This is a genomic window from Oceanobacillus sp. NCCP-135, assembly GCF_059698015.1.
In genome coordinates this window covers 31,422-48,058 of sequence record NZ_BAAKSZ010000013.1, presented here as the reverse complement: position 1 = coordinate 48,058, position 16,637 = coordinate 31,422, and the positions used below count along the sequence as shown (strand labels likewise).

The 16,637-nt window shown below is 39.2% G+C and carries 16 protein-coding genes; 12 read left to right on the top strand and 4 right to left on the bottom strand.

Annotation, left to right across the window (positions count from 1 at the left end):
• The first annotated feature begins 8 nt into the window (after nt 1–8).
• Nucleotides 9–1,175, top strand: a complete 1,167-nt coding sequence (locus AC6HVZ_RS10805) for a TraB/GumN family protein (protein ID WP_497558172.1) — start codon at nt 9–11, stop codon at nt 1,173–1,175.
• A 215-nt stretch (nt 1,176–1,390) separates the two neighbouring features.
• Nucleotides 1,391–2,629 (top strand): hypothetical protein, encoded by a 1,239-nt coding sequence (locus AC6HVZ_RS10800; RefSeq protein ID WP_497558171.1) that lies wholly within the window; start codon nt 1,391–1,393, stop codon nt 2,627–2,629.
• 529 nt (nt 2,630–3,158) lie between these two features.
• Here AC6HVZ_RS10800 and brfA read toward each other — a convergent pair.
• The gene (gene brfA, locus AC6HVZ_RS10795; protein WP_497558170.1) at nt 3,159–3,389 is read right to left on the bottom strand and encodes a ribosome rescue factor BrfA; all 231 of its coding nucleotides are present in this window, start codon (nt 3,387–3,389) and stop codon (nt 3,159–3,161) included.
• A gap of 134 nt (nt 3,390–3,523) precedes the next feature.
• Here brfA and AC6HVZ_RS10790 point away from each other — a divergent pair, with 134 nt between their 5' ends.
• Both AC6HVZ_RS10790 and yhbH read left to right on the top strand, forming a co-directional pair.
• On the top strand, nt 3,524–5,419 hold the full coding sequence (locus AC6HVZ_RS10790) for a PrkA family serine protein kinase (protein ID WP_497558169.1): 1,896 nt from the start codon (nt 3,524–3,526) through the stop codon (nt 5,417–5,419).
• A 190-nt stretch (nt 5,420–5,609) separates the two neighbouring features.
• Nucleotides 5,610–6,773: a sporulation protein YhbH gene (gene yhbH / locus AC6HVZ_RS10785; RefSeq protein ID WP_497558168.1), complete on the top strand. Its 1,164-nt coding sequence runs from the start codon at nt 5,610–5,612 to the stop codon at nt 6,771–6,773.
• Nucleotides 6,774–6,894: 121 nt separating this feature from the next.
• Here the strand turns inward: yhbH and ymzB are convergent, their stop codons facing one another.
• Both ymzB and AC6HVZ_RS10775 read right to left on the bottom strand, forming a co-directional pair.
• Entirely contained in the window at nt 6,895–7,242 is a 348-nt protein-coding gene (gene ymzB / locus AC6HVZ_RS10780) for a protein YmzB (RefSeq protein WP_497558167.1), read from the bottom strand.
• A 270-nt stretch (nt 7,243–7,512) separates the two neighbouring features.
• On the bottom strand, nt 7,513–8,895 hold the full coding sequence (locus tag AC6HVZ_RS10775; RefSeq protein ID WP_497558166.1) for an alanine/glycine:cation symporter family protein: 1,383 nt from the start codon (nt 8,893–8,895) through the stop codon (nt 7,513–7,515).
• 347 nt (nt 8,896–9,242) lie between these two features.
• Here AC6HVZ_RS10775 and AC6HVZ_RS10770 point away from each other — a divergent pair, with 347 nt between their 5' ends.
• From AC6HVZ_RS10770 to AC6HVZ_RS10750, 5 genes are all read left to right on the top strand, one after another.
• Nucleotides 9,243–10,652: a SpoVR family protein gene (locus tag AC6HVZ_RS10770; protein ID WP_497558165.1), complete on the top strand. Its 1,410-nt coding sequence runs from the start codon at nt 9,243–9,245 to the stop codon at nt 10,650–10,652.
• A gap of 195 nt (nt 10,653–10,847) precedes the next feature.
• Nucleotides 10,848–11,438 carry a YpjP family protein gene (locus AC6HVZ_RS10765; protein ID WP_497558164.1) on the top strand — a complete coding sequence of 197 codons (591 nt, stop codon included), beginning with the start codon at nt 10,848–10,850 and terminating at the stop codon, nt 11,436–11,438.
• A 270-nt stretch (nt 11,439–11,708) separates the two neighbouring features.
• Complete coding sequence (locus AC6HVZ_RS10760) at nt 11,709–12,320, top strand: TetR/AcrR family transcriptional regulator (RefSeq protein ID WP_497558163.1); 612 nt, start codon at nt 11,709–11,711, stop codon at nt 12,318–12,320.
• Between the two features lie 45 nt (nt 12,321–12,365).
• Nucleotides 12,366–12,776, top strand: coding sequence for a transcriptional regulator Spx (gene spx / locus AC6HVZ_RS10755; RefSeq protein WP_497558162.1), 411 nt, complete (start codon nt 12,366–12,368; stop codon nt 12,774–12,776).
• Between the two features lie 28 nt (nt 12,777–12,804).
• Nucleotides 12,805–13,086, top strand: a complete 282-nt coding sequence (locus AC6HVZ_RS10750) for a hypothetical protein (protein ID WP_497558161.1) — start codon at nt 12,805–12,807, stop codon at nt 13,084–13,086.
• A 144-nt stretch (nt 13,087–13,230) separates the two neighbouring features.
• On the opposite strand, the gene AC6HVZ_RS10745 is transcribed toward AC6HVZ_RS10750, so the two are convergent.
• The gene (locus AC6HVZ_RS10745; RefSeq protein ID WP_497558160.1) at nt 13,231–14,319 is read right to left on the bottom strand and encodes a YkvI family membrane protein; all 1,089 of its coding nucleotides are present in this window, start codon (nt 14,317–14,319) and stop codon (nt 13,231–13,233) included.
• 434 nt (nt 14,320–14,753) lie between these two features.
• Here AC6HVZ_RS10745 and AC6HVZ_RS10740 point away from each other — a divergent pair, with 434 nt between their 5' ends.
• The 3 genes from AC6HVZ_RS10740 to ald all read left to right on the top strand — a co-directional run bounded on the left by AC6HVZ_RS10740 (nt 14,754) and on the right by ald (nt 16,447).
• Nucleotides 14,754–14,921, top strand: coding sequence for a hypothetical protein (locus tag AC6HVZ_RS10740; protein ID WP_497558159.1), 168 nt, complete (start codon nt 14,754–14,756; stop codon nt 14,919–14,921).
• 57 nt (nt 14,922–14,978) lie between these two features.
• On the top strand, nt 14,979–15,191 hold the full coding sequence (locus tag AC6HVZ_RS10735; protein WP_497558158.1) for a hypothetical protein: 213 nt from the start codon (nt 14,979–14,981) through the stop codon (nt 15,189–15,191).
• Nucleotides 15,192–15,328: 137 nt separating this feature from the next.
• The gene (gene ald / locus AC6HVZ_RS10730) at nt 15,329–16,447 is read left to right on the top strand and encodes an alanine dehydrogenase (protein ID WP_497558157.1); all 1,119 of its coding nucleotides are present in this window, start codon (nt 15,329–15,331) and stop codon (nt 16,445–16,447) included.
• Nucleotides 16,448–16,637 lie beyond the last annotated feature (190 nt).

Sequence of the window (16,637 nt, the reverse complement as noted above, 5' to 3'; positions counted from 1 at the left end):
AGGTAGCTATGTCAGAAGAAAATATTACTAGAATACATATGGATGATAAAGAATTCATACTTATTGGAACAGCACATGTCTCAAAGAACAGTGCAGAACAAGTAAAAGCAGTTATTGATAGAGAAAGACCGGATTCTGTTTGTATTGAATTGGATGAACAGAGGTATCAGTCCATTTCTCAGAGGAGTAAATGGAAGGATATGGATATTTTTAAAGTTATTAAAGAAAAGAAAGCTTCCCTGCTTTTAATGAACCTTGCTATTTCCTCTTTTCAAAAAAAGATGGCAAAGCAATTTGGCATTAATCCAGGTCAGGAAATGATTCAGGGGATTGAATCAGCTAAAGCAATTGATGCAGAGCTCGTATTAGCCGATAGAAATATTCAAACTACCTTTTCTCGTATTTGGGGTGGGATTGGGCTTAAAGGAAAGGCTATCCTCCTTATGCAGGTAATTGCCAGTATATTTAGTAAAGAGAATATTACTGAAGAGGAACTGGAAAAAATGAAATCTCAGGATACGATTAACTCTATTCTAAATGAATTTACGGAATCCTTTCCTAAATTAAAGGTTCCGTTAATTGATGAGCGGGATCAGTATTTATCCCAGAAGATAAAAGAGGCTCCAGGGAAGAAGATTGTAGCAGTTCTCGGTGCTGCACATGTTCCTGGAATTACAAAGGAGATAGAAAAGAATCACGATTTAAAGTGTTTATCTAAGCTTCCAACTAAATCAAAGGCACCGAAAATAATTGCCTGGTCCATACCAATTATTATTATCGCAATCATTGCGTACACGTTTTATGCCAATCCTTCTGCCGGGCTTCAGCAGACAATCAGCTGGGTAATTTGGAATGGATCTTTGTCAGCAATTGGAGCAGCGATAGCTTTAGGACATCCATTAACTATACTTACAGCGTTTGTAGTTGCCCCTATAACCTCTTTAAATCCGCTGATTGCAGCTGGCTGGTTTGCCGGGATCACCCAAGCCTATGTAAGAAGACCAAATGTAGGAGATTTTGAAAAACTAACGGAAGATGTTTTTACATTGAAAGGATTTTGGAATAATAAGGTAACCCGCATCCTGCTTGTTGTTGTTTTGGCAAACTTAGGAAGTTCACTCGGAACATTTATTGGTGGAGCAGATGTTATTCGGTTATTTATAGAAAATTTATAAAGAAGGAAATAAGACCTCTCCTGCTGTGTGGACAGTTGGAGGTTTTTTTTGTCGTCTAGGAAATTATAAAATATGTGGACTGTGGATATCAAAACAACCGAATTAGCCACGTCCGGCTCCAGCACTAAAGCTATAGCAGATTTCCTTCACCTTAGTACGATAAAGAAGACTTGCAGATTGGGAACCAGAGGCTTAGTCGCACTTATACCCTTGTGGTGAAAGTCAACATCGGCTTCCTCCGGTCGCCGGAGAATGCGGATATCGCCGGGAACGAGCGTGATATCGCCGGGAACGAGCGTGATATCGCCAGGAGAGCGAGGATATCGCCGGGAACGAGCGTGATATCGTCAGGAGAGCGGGAATATCGCCAGGAGGGCGAGGATATCGCCAGGAGAGCGGGAATATCGCCAGGAGAGCGAGGATATCGCCAGGAGAGCGAGGATATCGCCAGGAGAGCGAGAATATCGCCAGGAGAGCGAGAATATCACCGGGAGAGCGGGAATATCGCCAGGAGAGCGGGAATATCGCCAGGAGAGCGAGAATATCGCCGGGAGAGCGAGAATATCACCGGGAGAGCGGGAATATCACCAGGAGAGCGAGAATATCGCCAGGAGAGCGAGGATATCGCCGGGAACGAGCGTGATATCGTCAGGAGAGCGGGAATATCGCCAGGAGGGCGAGGATATCGCCAGGAGAGCGGGAATATCACCAGGAGAGCGAGAATATCGCCAGGAGAGCGGGAATATCGCCAGGAGGAGCGAGAATATCGCCGGGAGGAGCGGGAATATCGCCAGGAGAGCGAGGATATCGCCAGGAGGAGCGAGGATATCGCCAGGAGAGCGAGGATATCGCCAGGAGAGCGAGAATATCGCCGGGAGGAGCGAGAATATCGCCAGGAGAGCGAGAATATCCCCGGGAGAGCGAGAATATCGCCGGGAGGAGCGGGAATATCGCCGGGAGGAGCGGTAATATCGCCAGGAGAGCGAGAATATCGCCAGGAGAGCGAGAATATCGCCGGGAGAGCGGTAATATCGCCAGGAGAGCGAGGATATCGCCAGGAGAGCGAGGATATCGCCAGGAGGAGCGAGAATATCACCAGGAGAGCGAGAATATCACCGGGAGAGCGAGGATATCGCCAGGAGGAGCGAGGATATCGCCAGGAGAGCGAGAATATCGCCAGGAGAGCGAGAATATCGCCAGGAGGAGCGGTAATATCGCCAGGAGAGCGAGAATATCGCCAGGAGAGCGAGGATATCGCCAGGAGAGCGAGGATATCGCCGGGAGAGCGGGAATATCGCCAGAAGAGAGAGAATATCGCCAGAAGAGAGAGAATATCGCCAGGAGAGCGAGGATATCGCCGGGAGAGCGGGAATATCGCCAGAAGAGAGAGAATATCGCCAGGAGGAGCGAGAATATCGCCAGGAGAGCGAGAATATCGCCAGGAGGAGCGGTAATATCGCCAGGAGAGCGAGAATATCGCCAGGAGAGCGAGGATATCGCCGGGAGAGCGGGAATATCGCCAGAAGAGAGAGAATATCGCCAGGAGAGCGAGGATATCGCCAGGAGAGCGAGAATATCACCGGGAGAGCGAGGATATCGCCAGGAGAGCGAGAATATCGCCAGGAGAGCAAGAATATCGCCCGATGTTTCCTTTTATCTCCTGCGGCTCAGTCCAGTCCGTACGTCGCTAAACGGTCACCCTTTGTCTTTAATCTGAGGTTGTGTGATAAAAAATCAGATAGGACTGGAGAGAAAAACGTATGAAGTTGAGAGATAATTGTGCATTCCTTTGGTATTTCTCAACTTAAGGCCATCCTCTCTCAACTTTGCCGGTCTATTTCTCAACTTAAGGCCATCCTCTCTCAACTTTGCCGGTCTATTACTCAACTTAAGGCCATCCTCTCTCAACTTTGCCGGTCTATTTCTCAACTTATAGCCATACTCTCTCAACTTAGCGTCCCTTGTGTCTTAATTTTCCCCTTATTAAACAGCCACGCTCTGTTCTAACGTCTTTTTGTCGAAATAAAAAGAACCGTCTTCCCACTCTTTAGGATTACGCTTCTTATGTTTAACCTGATACAATTTTTCTTTCTTCGTTTTTGTTCTTTGTGTACGTAAATCAAGCTGTGCAAAGGGACTTCTGTTTATTTCTGGATTTAATCTGCCCTCTCGTACTAGTTTCTTACGCTTTTTCTGCGCTTTTGATGTTGCCATACGATCACCCTCCCATATTTTTATTATACATAAATTCCAGCAAAATATGAAATTATCAAACTAAAACTATCCGGCATGTTAGCCAGTTCTTTCGCATAACATGTATAAATCGCTACCTTGATGGAGGGAGTATTATGGATATACTAAACAAAGTGAAGAACTATAGAGAAGAAGAAAAACAGTTGATGTGGGAAGGTACTTTCTCGGATTATTTGGCTATTGTAAAGCAGCGACCAGAAGTTGCTCAAACTGCCCATTCCCGTATTTATAATATGATTAAAAGCTCTGGTTTAACAGAAAAAGATGGAAAGAGAATGTATGATTTCTTTGGCGAAAAGATTTTTGGGCTGGAAGATGCAATTGAAAGGCTAGTAGAGGAATACCTTCATCCTGCAGCCAAGCGATTGGATGTTCGGAAGCGGGTTTTACTTTTAATGGGGCCGGTAAGTGGTGGGAAATCAACGATTGTAACCATGCTGAAACGCGGTCTTGAGAGGTTTTCAAGAATGGATGAAGGAGCAGTTTATGCAATTAAAGGCTGTCCAATGCATGAAGATCCACTCCATCTGATTCCACAGCATTTACGTGAGGAATTTGCTGAGGAGTATGGGATTCGGATTGAGGGAAGTCTGTCACCACTTAATACAATGCGACTTGATAAAGAATACGGGGGACGAATTGAAGATGTTGAGGTTGAGCGTATCTTTTTCTCGGAGGATAAGCGGGTGGGAATTGGAACATTTACCCCTTCTGATCCGAAGTCACAGGATATTGCTGATTTGACTGGGAGTATCGACTTTTCAACGATTGCTGAATTTGGTTCAGAATCAGATCCCCGTGCATACCGATTCGATGGTGAATTAAATAAAGCAAATCGTGGAATGATGGAATTTCAGGAAATGCTGAAATGTGATGAAAAATTTCTATGGCATCTGCTTTCCCTCACACAGGAAGGGAATTTTAAGGCAGGCAGATTTGCGCTGATCAGTGCGGATGAACTCATTGTGGCCCACACAAATGAAACAGAGTATCGTTCGTTTATTTCCAATAAAAAAAATGAAGCGCTGCACTCACGGATTATCGTTATGCCGATACCGTATAATTTACGAGTGAGTCAAGAAGAGCGTATTTATGCAAAAATGATTAAGGAAAGTGATATGGCGCATGTTCATATTGCTCCACATGCACTTCGAGTTGCTGCTATTTTTTCTATCCTAACGAGAATTAAAGACTCCAAAAAGCAGGGGATTGATAATGTTAAGAAAATGCGACTTTATGATGGGGAAAGTGTCGAAGGTTATAACCAGATTGATGTCGATGAATTAAAAATGGAGTTCTCTGATGAGGGGATGCATGGGATTGATCCCAGGTATGTAATCAATCGAATTTCCTCGACGATTATTCGTAAGGAAGTACCGTCGATAAATGCCCTTGATGTGCTAAGGTCATTAAAGGATGGACTTGATCAGCATCCGTCGATTTCACAGGAAGACAAAGAAAAATACATGAATTATATTGCGGTTGCCAGAAGGGAATATGATGAAATAGCGAAGAAAGAAATACAAAAGGCATTTGTGTATTCCTATGAAGAATCTGCGAAAACATTAATGAATAATTACCTTGATAATGTGGAGGCTTTTTGCAATAAAAATAAACTTAGGGATCCGCTGACTGGTGAAGAAATGAATCCGGATGAGAAGTTAATGCGTTCGATCGAGGAACAAATTGGAATCTCAGAAAATGCCAAAAAATCATTTAGAGAGGAAATCCTCATTCGTATTTCTGCCTATGCTCGAAAGGGAAAACGCTTTGACTATAATTCGCATGAACGCCTAAGAGAAGCAATTCAAAAGAAACTTTTTGCTGATTTAAAAGATGTGGTTAAAATTACAACATCGTCTAAAACACCGGATGAATCACAGCTCAAGAAGATAAATGAAGTCGTTGCAAGGCTAATTGATGAATATGGCTACAATTCTATTTCTGCAAATGAATTACTGCGATATGTAGGAAGTTTGCTCAACCGTTAGCTTAAAATAAAAAAACAAGACTGATTCGTTAGTTAGTCTTGTTTTTTTTCTTGAAAATCAAAGTAATTGGCAATAACTTGTATGAAGTTGCATAAGATAAATAAAATAATCATGAAGAGAATACCATATTGTTCTGCTTTTAGAATAGGATCTATGCGTATTCTTAAATAATTAATAGGTGGGGATGGAAGTGAACGAAAAACAAGGTAGAAGTTTTGTCGTCTCCAAGGAAAACTGGACCCTCCATCGAAAAGGTTATCAAGATCAGCAGCGCCACACGGATAAAGTAAAAGAAGCGATAAAAAATAACTTACCGGATTTGATCAGTGAGGAAAATATAATCATGTCAAATGGGCGCGATGTGATAAAAATACCAATTCGTTCTTTAGATGAATATAAAATCCGTTATAATCACAACAAATCAAAGCATGTGGGGCAAGGTGACGGAGATAGTGAGCTTGGCGATATTGTTGCACGTGATCCAGGTCAGGGAAAAAGAGGGCCTGGCAAAGGGGATCAAGCAGGAGATCAGCCTGGAGAAGATTATTATGAAGCAGATATTTCCATGGCTGAAATTGAGGAAGTTCTATTTAAAGAACTTGAGCTGCCAAACTTACAGAAAAAGGAACAGGCAGAAATCACAACAAAGCAAGTAGAATTTAACGATGTCCGCAAAAAAGGACTTATGGGAAATGTTGATAAAAAGCGAACCATATTATCCGCATTAAAAAGAAATGCAACAAAAGGGAAACCGGGGATTACCCCAATTCAAAATGATGATCTTCGTTTTAAAACATGGAATGATGTCGTAAAGCCAGAGTCCAAAGCAGTTGTGCTGGCGATGATGGACACAAGCGGATCCATGGGAACGTTTGAAAAGTATATGGCAAGAAGCTTCTTTTTCTGGATGACAAAATTTCTCCGAACAAAATATGAAACAGTGGAGATTGCCTTTATCGCCCATCATACAGAAGCGAAAGTTGTTTCAGAGGAACACTTTTTTTCAAAAGGTGAAAGTGGTGGAACAAGATGTTCGTCAGCGTATCTTAAAGCCTTAGAGCTTGTTGATGAAAAATTCAATCCGTATCGCTATAATATTTATCCATTTCACTTCTCCGATGGGGAAAACATTTCATCAGATAACCAGAAGTGCATTGAACTCGTTAATGATCTGATGGATATTTCCAGCATGTTTGGTTATGGAGAAGTAAATGCATACAGCCGTTATTCGACATTAATGTCTGCATACAAAACGATCGATAATCCAAAGTTCCGTCATTATATACTCAAGGAAAAACAGGATGTGTACCACGCAATGAAAAAGTTTTTTCAGAAAGAAGCGGAACTTGTCTAGTTCTAGTAAATATTTAAGTGCGAAATCACTATTTCTGGTGGTTTCGCTTGTTAGGATAAAGTTGTATAAGATGTTTAAATGTACATAAAAATGTCGCCCCTAAGACTTTATATAAGTTTTTCTAAGCAAGTTCAATCTTATAAACAGCTCGGTCTGTACTTAATATGAAGCGAGTTCCGTCAAATTCATATAGTGTCGTATCCTCAAGTGGAATTTCGTATAGTGGAGATGGTAGCGGCTGAAAAAGATTAGCTATAGTTTCGATTTCCCCAGTTCCATTCAAATTTAATGTATGCATGGCTTCATAATCGTCCATTCTTCTCGTGTCTGTGGAATAGGATATGGCATTTAAGTCAAGCAATATTTCATCAAGGTCATCCATTTCATGCTTAGAAATTTTAATCGTTTTTCCATGCCATTGCTGTAATTGTTGATTGAATTCTTCTACGGTTAAAAAATGATTTTCCAAGTTAATCCCTCCTTCTATTTTAACTTTCCCAGGGAGGCTGTAATCATACAGAGACTTTTTACTGTGATGTAACTGCTAACTTAATTTCCGGGAAGGTAAAGGCACCAACCTTTGTCGCTATTTACATCCACTGCGAGAATTGAAAAGTAATAATATTTTAAGTGGGCGAATGACGTGCACAGTCCAAAAAGGATGAAAAGAGCCATATGCATTTTTGGGAAAAGGTAAGCCAGATTACTTTATGTCATAGAATAATCTGGCTACAAGAATTTACTCCACTCTATACTTTCCGAAAAAATCGTCTGTCTCACTTTTAATAACTTTGTATAACAGCAGAAGACCGATTAAGTTTGGAATCATCATTAATGCATTCGCCATGTCGGCAAAGGCCCACACGGTGTGTAAGCTAGCAACGGTTCCAATGAAGGTTGCTCCTACGTAAATAATTCGGTAAATACCAATAAATTTCAGACCAAAAAGATATTCAAAGCATTTTACTCCATATACATACCACCCCAGGATGGTGGAGAATCCGAAGAAAACAACCGATACGGAAACAACATATTCACCAAGAGAACCTAAGGACGAACCGAAAGCTGCGCTTGTTAAAGCCCCAGCTTCCAGATTGGAATCATGTGTCATACCGGAAAGCAGTCCACCTGTAGTATCCCAAAAACCGGTTACTATTAAGACAAGACCTGTCATCGTACAAACAATAATGGTCACAATAAATGTACCTGTCATTGCGACAAGTGCTTGTTTCACAGGATGATTGGTTTTCGCATTACCAGCGATTAATGCAACCGTACCTAGTCCTGCTTCGTTGGAGAAGATTCCTTTTGATACCCCGTGACGAATTGCTTCAGCAACAACAACACCTGAAAATCCACCGACCGCTGAAATCGGATTAAACGCATAGTGGAATATTAATGAAAAAGCAGGGATGATCATATCATAATTGATCACAAGAATAATAAGGGAAGCGACAATATAAAGTAAAGCCATTATAGGTACAAAAACACTGGCCACTGCACTTATTCGCTGCAAGCCACCAAAAATAATTAAAGATGTTAGAATAACCAGAATAATCCCTGTTACTAGACCACTAATATTAAAGCTATTTTCCATTACATCGGCTATCGTATTGGACTGTACGCTATTTCCAATCCCCAGTGCAGCAAAAGCCGCAAAACCTGCAAAAGCTACAGCAAGAAATTTCCACTTTGGTCCAATCCCTCGTTCTATATAGTACATCGGCCCACTTGAATATTCACCATCGGCATTTTTTACACGATATTTCATTGCAAGTAACGCTTCTGCATATTTCGTTGCCATTCCAAGCAATCCAACGACCCACATCCAGAAGATGGCACCGGGTCCTCCTAGTGTAACAGCTGTTGCAACACCTGCGATATTACCATTACCAATCATTCCCGCAAGTGATGTCATCAATGCTTTAAAGTTGCTGACGTCACCCTCTGCATTTGGGTCTTCGTCTTTGTCTTTAAAAAAGGCTAATTTAAGTGCATATAATAGCCGTTTAAATTGTAAACCCTTTAATACGAATGTTAAAAATAGTCCAGTTCCTACTAATAATATTAATGTAGGTGTCCCCCAAAGTAGTCCATTGATGTTTTCAATAATCGTTATCATAGATGTCGTCTCCCCCTAAAATACAATGTACTCGCATACATTTCTAAAATTTTACTGTAAAAGATGGCAGTAGAAATGCTGGTTGAAATATAAAACGCTTACAATTTACCAAGTATGAACGCATGAAAAATAATACATCCAATAGCTAATACTAATACGAAATGATAGATTTGTATAGATAAATAACGTCAAAAATCTGTTAATCGTTGTTAAATAATCATTTATAAAATTATTTAGCAAGTATCTGTTAAATATCTTCAGCAATTTCTATCTCTATCAAATTCTCTGGTTCATCATTTTAAATCATGACTCATACACTATAAAAAGTACATTTGGAGGGATCCTATTTGACGGAGACAAAAGCACTTTATCGCTCGATAGATGAAATTACGGAAATAGCTTCTGGATTTGGTCTTGATTTTTATCCGATGCGTTATGAAATTTGTCCAGCTGATATTATTTATACATTTGGAGCATATGGTATGCCAACGCGCTTTACACATTGGAGCTTTGGAAAACAGTTTCATAAAATGAAGCTGCAATATGATCTTGGCTTAAGTCAAATTTATGAGTTGGTCATTAATTCTGATCCTTGTTATGCATTTCTACTGGATACGAATAGCCATATCCAGAATAAGCTGATCATTGCCCATGTGCTTGCCCATTGTGATTTTTTCAAAAATAATGTCCGCTTTTCCAATACTAGGCGGGATATGGTGGAGAGCATGACTGCAACAGCTGAGCGAATTGCTGCCTATGAAATGATCTACGGCAAGGATGAGGTCGAAAGCTTCTTGGATGCGATTCTCTCTATTCAAGAGCATATTGATCCATCGATTGTTCGGCCTAAATTACCTTCCTATGATTTAGAAGAGGAGGAAGAAGAAGAAAAGCCTTCCATAAAAACACCTTATGATGATTTATGGGGGCTGGATAAAAAAGCGGAGAATAAGAAAGCTAACAAGAAAAAGAGAAAAAAGTTTCCTCCCAAACCGGAGAAGGATATTCTGCTATTCATTCAGGAATACAGTCGTGAGCTCGAGGATTGGCAGCGTGATATCTTAACAATGATGCGCGAGGAAATGCTCTATTTTTGGCCACAGCTTGAGACGAAAATCATGAATGAAGGCTGGGCATCATACTGGCATCAACGGATATTAAGAGAAATGGATTTGACATCTGATGAAACGATTGAATTTGCTAAATTGAATGCTGGTGTCGTTCAACCTTCTAAACAGCAGATTAATCCATATTATCTTGGGTTGAAAATTTTTGAAGATATTGAAGAGCGATATAATAATCCTACCAAGGAAATGCAGCGGTTTGGAGCTGAATCTGGAACAGGCAGAGACAAGATATTTGAAGTAAGAGAAATCGAATCGGATATTTCTTTTATTCGAAATTATTTAACTAAAGAACTGGTAAAGCAAGAAGATATGTACTTATTTGAAAAGCAAGGGGAATATTATCGCATTACGGATCAGGATTATGAAAACGTAAGAGATCAACTTATTTCAATGAGGGTTAATGGTGGTTTTCCATATATAACGGTTGAAAATGGCGATTATTTGCGAAATGGCGAGTTATATTTAGTGCATGGCTATGAAGGAACAGAGCTGGATATCAAATATTTGGAAAACGTCCTTCCATACATTTATCAATTATGGGGGCGTACGGTATATATGGAGACGGTTGTTGAGGATAAGGATGTTGTTTATTCATATGATGGCAAGAAGGTATATCAGCGAAATTTATAGTGGAGGAATTGTTTTAGATGCAAACGTCAATCAAAATATTACTAAAAGGAATTTGAAAGGTTTAATAGCTATTCCAAGCTGTCAATTCTTGTAATAAGGAATAAATATTACAATTTCGTAAAATATTTATAATTTTATAGACATATCTCATTATCGTGGTAAAATTTATATAAGCACATAAGAGGAGATAGTCTGATGAAACTATGGATGAGAAAAATAACCGTTGTACTCGTTACCATTATGACATTGGGATTGTATGTTCCACCGCTCTCATTAGATGTAGATGCTGATGAAAATAACTCATCAGATTCAGGGCCCTATGAAGTTGCTTCTACCCCCGCTTCACAAATCGAGGAAGAAGCGGTCCCTGATCGGGATGAAGCTGACTACTTTATTCATGCCATAACGGAACAAGCGAAAGCGCAGACGATTACTAAATTAGGACCTAAAATCACTAACCAAATAGAAGACGAGTTTCTTAATGATATTTTACTTAATATGGAAGAAGTTCTCCACTCAATTTTAACGAAAGCTGATGAAGCAAAAAGCGAATCTTTCGGCATTACAGAGCATCCATCAAAAGGGTTAGGAGAAAAGATATTTAATATTTACGATTACCGGACACAGAAGGATGTTGCCAGATTTCATGTTCGACGGGATAACCGTCCGTTAGAAGGATATTGGTTTAATTTTCATTATCATTTGAGCAATGATGGGTTTGAAGAACATCATAAACTTGGTGAGATCTACTGGGATAAAAATATGCCACCGAAATGGATGGCTTGAAAAATAGAAAAAAGTGCCAGCTTCCCTGAATAATCAGAGCTGGTACTTTTTGTTGTAGCTTCAATTTAGTTCTTCTAATAATCCTCCAATCTCCTGTACATTAATAGCTAGAGCCGCATAATGTACAAAGAATTATGGATGTATTTTCTTTCCTGTCAAAAATATCGCCACTTTGTCATCCTTTTTTGTTGACAAGATGACATACTGTCATTTACTATTGGTATAGGGGAATGACAACGTGTCACTTCAAAGAAGTATGGGGGAAACAAATTGCCGAAACAAACTTTTTATAATTTACCTGATGACAAAAGACAGACATTGATAAATGCGGCTGAGAAGGAGTTTTCCAGAGTTCCTTTATTTGAAGCTTCTATTTCAAATATTGTAAAGTCAGCTGGCATACCACGCGGAAGCTTCTATCAATACTTTGAAGATAAGGAAGATGCCTATTTATATCTATTAAATCAACAGGCCAAAGCGAGACAGGAAAATTTTGTTTTACTTTTAAAAAAATACGATGGCGATATATTTGATGCAATCACTGAAATGTATCGCTTGATATTACTGGAATTACCAGCACAGGAAAACCTAAACTTCTTAAAAAATGCTTTCTTAAATATGACGCATAAAATAGAAAACATATTCACACGAATTTTTAGTGTGAACGAAAGCAAGGATAAATTGAAAGAAATAAGTACAATTATCAATAAACAGAAGTTGAATATTTCGAATGATGAAGATTTATTCCATGTTTTTCAGATCATTACATCTGTAACCTTTCATAATCTGGTGGAGAAGTTCGCTAAAGAATTGACCTATGAAGAAGCAATGAACAATTATATTACGGAAATGACTCTCTTAAAAAACGGGCTTTGCAGATGAGGAATTTAGTAAGCAAAATTACGTAATGAAAATGGGGTATGATAAATGACAGTGAAGGTTTATGGGGCACCATGTTCATCGACTAGAAAGGCCAAAGAATGGTTATCCAATCATGGGATATCCTATGTGGAAAGGAATATATTAAGAGAACCGTTAACAGTAAATGAGCTTCGGGGAATTCTTAAAATGACATTGGAAGGAACCGATGAAATTATGTCAACAAGATCCAAAATTTATAAAGAGCTCGATTTGGATATCGATTCACTTCCATTGCAGGAGCTGCTCGAGTTATTTCATAAGCATCCAGGATTATTACGAAGTCCAATAATTATCGATGAAAAGAGAATCCAAGTAGGTTATCATGAAGATGATATTCGTCAATTTCTTCCGAGAAAAACGCGAGAACATCAATGGCTAGAATGGCGATTGAATTATCTCCGTCTGGCTGAAGGATAAATTCGAAATAGAAGCTTGGGGGTTTTGCATGCGTCTGATAGCTGAACAGCCATATGTTAAAATAAAGCGTGAAGTGAGCAGTATCGAACAAAAGGATATTGAGCACCAGCGGGTGATTTACCTTTATGATGAAAAAGTTGTAACAGAGCACCGAGAGTTTCCAATAAAGGATATGCTCGACATGTCCTATCGATTGATCGGGGGTGCAGGGGGGCTGCTTTACCTGCATACAAGTAAAGGAGTTTTCTCTTATACCGTGAAAACCTCTCCGGAGCAATTTGTAAAAGCATATAGAGATTATATGAAGTGAAACCTCATTTAATGGGGTTTTTTCTTTTTCAGCTAACTTCTTAGTGATGTGCAGCTACTGGTGGTGGTCGTTCAATTCACCTTTGATAGTACGCTAAGCAATAAAAAAAGGTTATTCTTAAATGGAATAACCTTTTAACGGGATTTAATTCGCTTTCCTAATTCGTTCCTGCTGCTCTTCTTTTTTTTTAGCTGACGACATTCTAAATGGTGCAATGACAAGTGCAACGATCAGAAATGTTCCAAGCCAGCCAATCGTTGGATAAAACCATGCAACAAGATCTGTAAATCCAACAAAGCTTAATCCAAATGCAATTGCGATGGTAACGGTTGTAAATAGTCTTTGTTTCGTTGTGCCAACTTCTGTAAAACGTGCACCGAATGAATAGAACATGCTTACAGCCGTATTGAAAATCATACCAAATAATACAACGGAATAGATGATTCCCAGTATTGGTGAAATATCATCCACGATTTTCAGCATCGGCATGTCAAAGCTTGCAACGATATCGACATTAGCAAATATTGCCAGATGACTGATAACAATCATCACCCCAATTCCCAGTCCACCGATGAGTCCTCCAATAGAAGCAACGCTTTCATTTTCTTCAGCGCCGCCCATTAGAAGTGCCATCGATGCCCCAACAGCTATATTAAATGAAACATAGTTAACTGCGGAAAGCAGCCAGTGTGAAAGTGCTGAAGGTGATTCCTGAGCAACCGCATTTAATGCTGAGAAAGAGTTATCCATAACCAAGAGACTGTATATGGATACCAAGATAACTGCAAGTATTAGGAATGGTGTAATACTTCCAATGACGGCAATTACCCGATCCACATTTAGCATCATTGTAAGGATGACGAGAATACTCATGAAAATAATTCCTACAAATGCAGATAGTCCAAATTGCTGACTAAAAATAGAACCTGCTCCCGCTATCATAACAACACCTACGCCAAACAGAGTGAAGACGATGATAGCATCAACAATAACTCCAAGGTATTTCCCACTTACTTTATAAATTGCTTCTTTATGTGAGGTTGCCCGCATACGGCTACCAAGCTTTGTTAACATCATACCAAGATAGGCAAATAATGCTGCAGACACGATTGCCCCGATTGTCCCAATATAGCCGAAACTTGTAAAATACTGTAGAATTTCCTGTCCGGAAGCAAAGCCTGCACCTACGATAATTCCGATAAATGCGCTGCCGATTTTTAAGATTTTTTTCATGGTGACCTCCATTTTGCTAGTTATCTTCTAGTAGAATTTCCTCTAGTGGATGTTCTGAAAACGCTCGTTGATAGCTGATGAATAAATAGTTGCAGGTTATTTGCAAGTGTCATGCAAGTTTAACTTTAGTAAACGCTTTCAGATTTATATTAACTTCCATTAAATAATACAATAAAAAAAGTATAACATATCGAACAAAGGATTACTTTGTAGAAAACACATAAAATCAGTCATTTCATTTGTTAAAAAATACAAATTTTATGATAAAATAGTGTTATGATAAGAACAGAGGATGCCCTTATGATGAATCTAAATTTTTTTAAGCCTACTTTGGATTCTATTCTCCAGGGGGCGAGCCAACCGGATTGCGAAAGTTTTGGATTGCCCTGTCACAATAGAAAATTCTAACCGTCAGATTATTTCCTACTCCAAGCATGAATAATGTTGACAAGGCAAGAATGGCTATGATTTTCCAAAGAAAAGTACAAGTAGAAGAAATAAATAACGGTATTATAGCCAATTTGATTGCAAGTGATCAAGCAGTAGTTGTACCAGCTATTGAACATGCTGATCTGGAAAATCGAGTTATTGTGTCTGCATAGGAAGAAATAAAATAATTAGATCAGCTGATTGCTGTACTTGAATTTGAAGGAGGGGTTTTGGGGAAAATTGAAAAGCAGGTACATTATTTAACAGAATTATTACACCAGGTAATTGTTGTCTGTCGTAAATTTGATGAAAATCAGCGGATCTTGCTCATTCGACTAAGCAATAAAACAGACAACATAGCTAATATCTATCATTTCATGAAGTTTCACTTTATGGATAAGCTCAATTTACGGCTTAAAATGGGTGGTAAAAGGATCCTATAATTTCCTCTATAACTCACCTGCATTTTCACAATACGTCTAAAAATAGAGCCCTAAGGTATTGGAGTTACTAAGAAAAGGTTGTATATAAGTTGTAAGACTTTACGTTGTAATTAATGTATATTGAGGAGATGTTGATAATGATTATAGGTATACCAAAAGAGATTAAAAATAATGAAAATCGTGTAGCCATGACTCCTGCTGGTGCTGTGAATTTGGTGAAAGCTGGACATACAGTTATTATTGAGTCAGATGCTGGACTTGGAAGTAGCTTTACGAACGAGGAATATATAGAAGCTGGTGCTGAAATCCTTGAAAGCGCCTCAGACGTTTGGCAAAAAGCAGAGATGATTATGAAGGTGAAAGAGCCACTTTCATCCGAGTATGGTAATTTCCGCAAAGGGCTGATTTTATTCACATATCTTCATCTTGCAAATGAGCCTGAATTAGCTAGAGCTTTAGTTGAAAATGAAGTTACAGCAATTGCTTATGAAACAATTACAGTAAATAACACATTGCCGTTGCTTACCCCAATGAGTGAGGTAGCTGGTCGTATGGCCTCTCAACTTGGAGCACAATTCCTTGAAAAGTCAAAAGGTGGAAAAGGTATTCTGTTGAGTGGTGTGCCAGGAGTTAAACGTGGAAAAGTGACTATTATTGGCGGTGGTGTTGTTGGTATGAATGCAGCGAAAATCGCTTTAGGACTTGGTGCGGACGTATCAATCCTTGATCTAAATCCAGCACGATTGCGTCAATTAGAAGATATCTTCGGTTCAAGTGTGCAAACATTAATGTCAAACGCATTCAATATCGCAGAATCTGTTAAGGATTCCGACTTAGTAATTGGTGCTGTTCTAATTCCAGGTGCAAAGGCTCCTAAGCTTGTATCAGAAGAAATGGTTAAATCCATGCAGCCAGGTTCAGTTATTGTTGACGTTGCTATTGACCAAGGTGGTAACTTTGAAACAGTTGATCATGTGACAACCCATGATGATCCCATCTATGAAAAACATGGTGTCCTTCATTATGCCGTTGCTAATATCCCTGGTGCAGTACCACGTACAGCTACGATTGCTTTAACTAATGTAACCATCCCATATGCAACTCAAATTGCATCAAAAGGTGCAGAAAATGCAATGAAAGATAATGCAGCAATTAAAACAGGTGTAAACGTAATAAATGGCAAGGTTACATTAGAAGCGGTAGCAAAAGATCTAGGCTATGATTATACTACTGTTGACGAGGCAATTTCTGAATAACATTTTTTAAAGAAGGAAGAAGATATAAACGAATTTGGCTTGTTCGTCGATTTCTTCACATCTGACTTCTGGTCTCTGACCTCTGGAAAGACGCTTTAGTGTTTTTCCCAAGGATAGTATTCGTATAAATTTACCCTTCTAGCTTAGCTTAGCTTTGAAGGGTATTTTTAAGAATTGGATCAGCTAAGTG

Coding starts and splice junctions, on each gene's coding strand:
- AC6HVZ_RS10805 (WP_497558172.1), top strand. CDS start 9: ATGTCAGAAGAAAATATTACTAGAATACATATGGATGATAAAGAATTC.
- brfA (WP_497558170.1), bottom strand. CDS start 3,389: ATGGCAACATCAAAAGCGCAGAAAAAGCGTAAGAAACTAGTACGAGAG.
- AC6HVZ_RS10790 (WP_497558169.1), top strand. CDS start 3,524: ATGGATATACTAAACAAAGTGAAGAACTATAGAGAAGAAGAAAAACAG.
- AC6HVZ_RS10775 (WP_497558166.1), bottom strand. CDS start 8,895: ATGATAACGATTATTGAAAACATCAATGGACTACTTTGGGGGACACCT.
- AC6HVZ_RS10765 (WP_497558164.1), top strand. CDS start 10,848: ATGAAACTATGGATGAGAAAAATAACCGTTGTACTCGTTACCATTATG.
- spx (WP_497558162.1), top strand. CDS start 12,366: ATGACAGTGAAGGTTTATGGGGCACCATGTTCATCGACTAGAAAGGCC.
- AC6HVZ_RS10750 (WP_497558161.1), top strand. CDS start 12,805: ATGCGTCTGATAGCTGAACAGCCATATGTTAAAATAAAGCGTGAAGTG.
- AC6HVZ_RS10745 (WP_497558160.1), bottom strand. CDS start 14,319: ATGAAAAAAATCTTAAAAATCGGCAGCGCATTTATCGGAATTATCGTA.
- AC6HVZ_RS10740 (WP_497558159.1), top strand. CDS start 14,754: ATGAATAATGTTGACAAGGCAAGAATGGCTATGATTTTCCAAAGAAAA.
- ald (WP_497558157.1), top strand. CDS start 15,329: ATGATTATAGGTATACCAAAAGAGATTAAAAATAATGAAAATCGTGTA.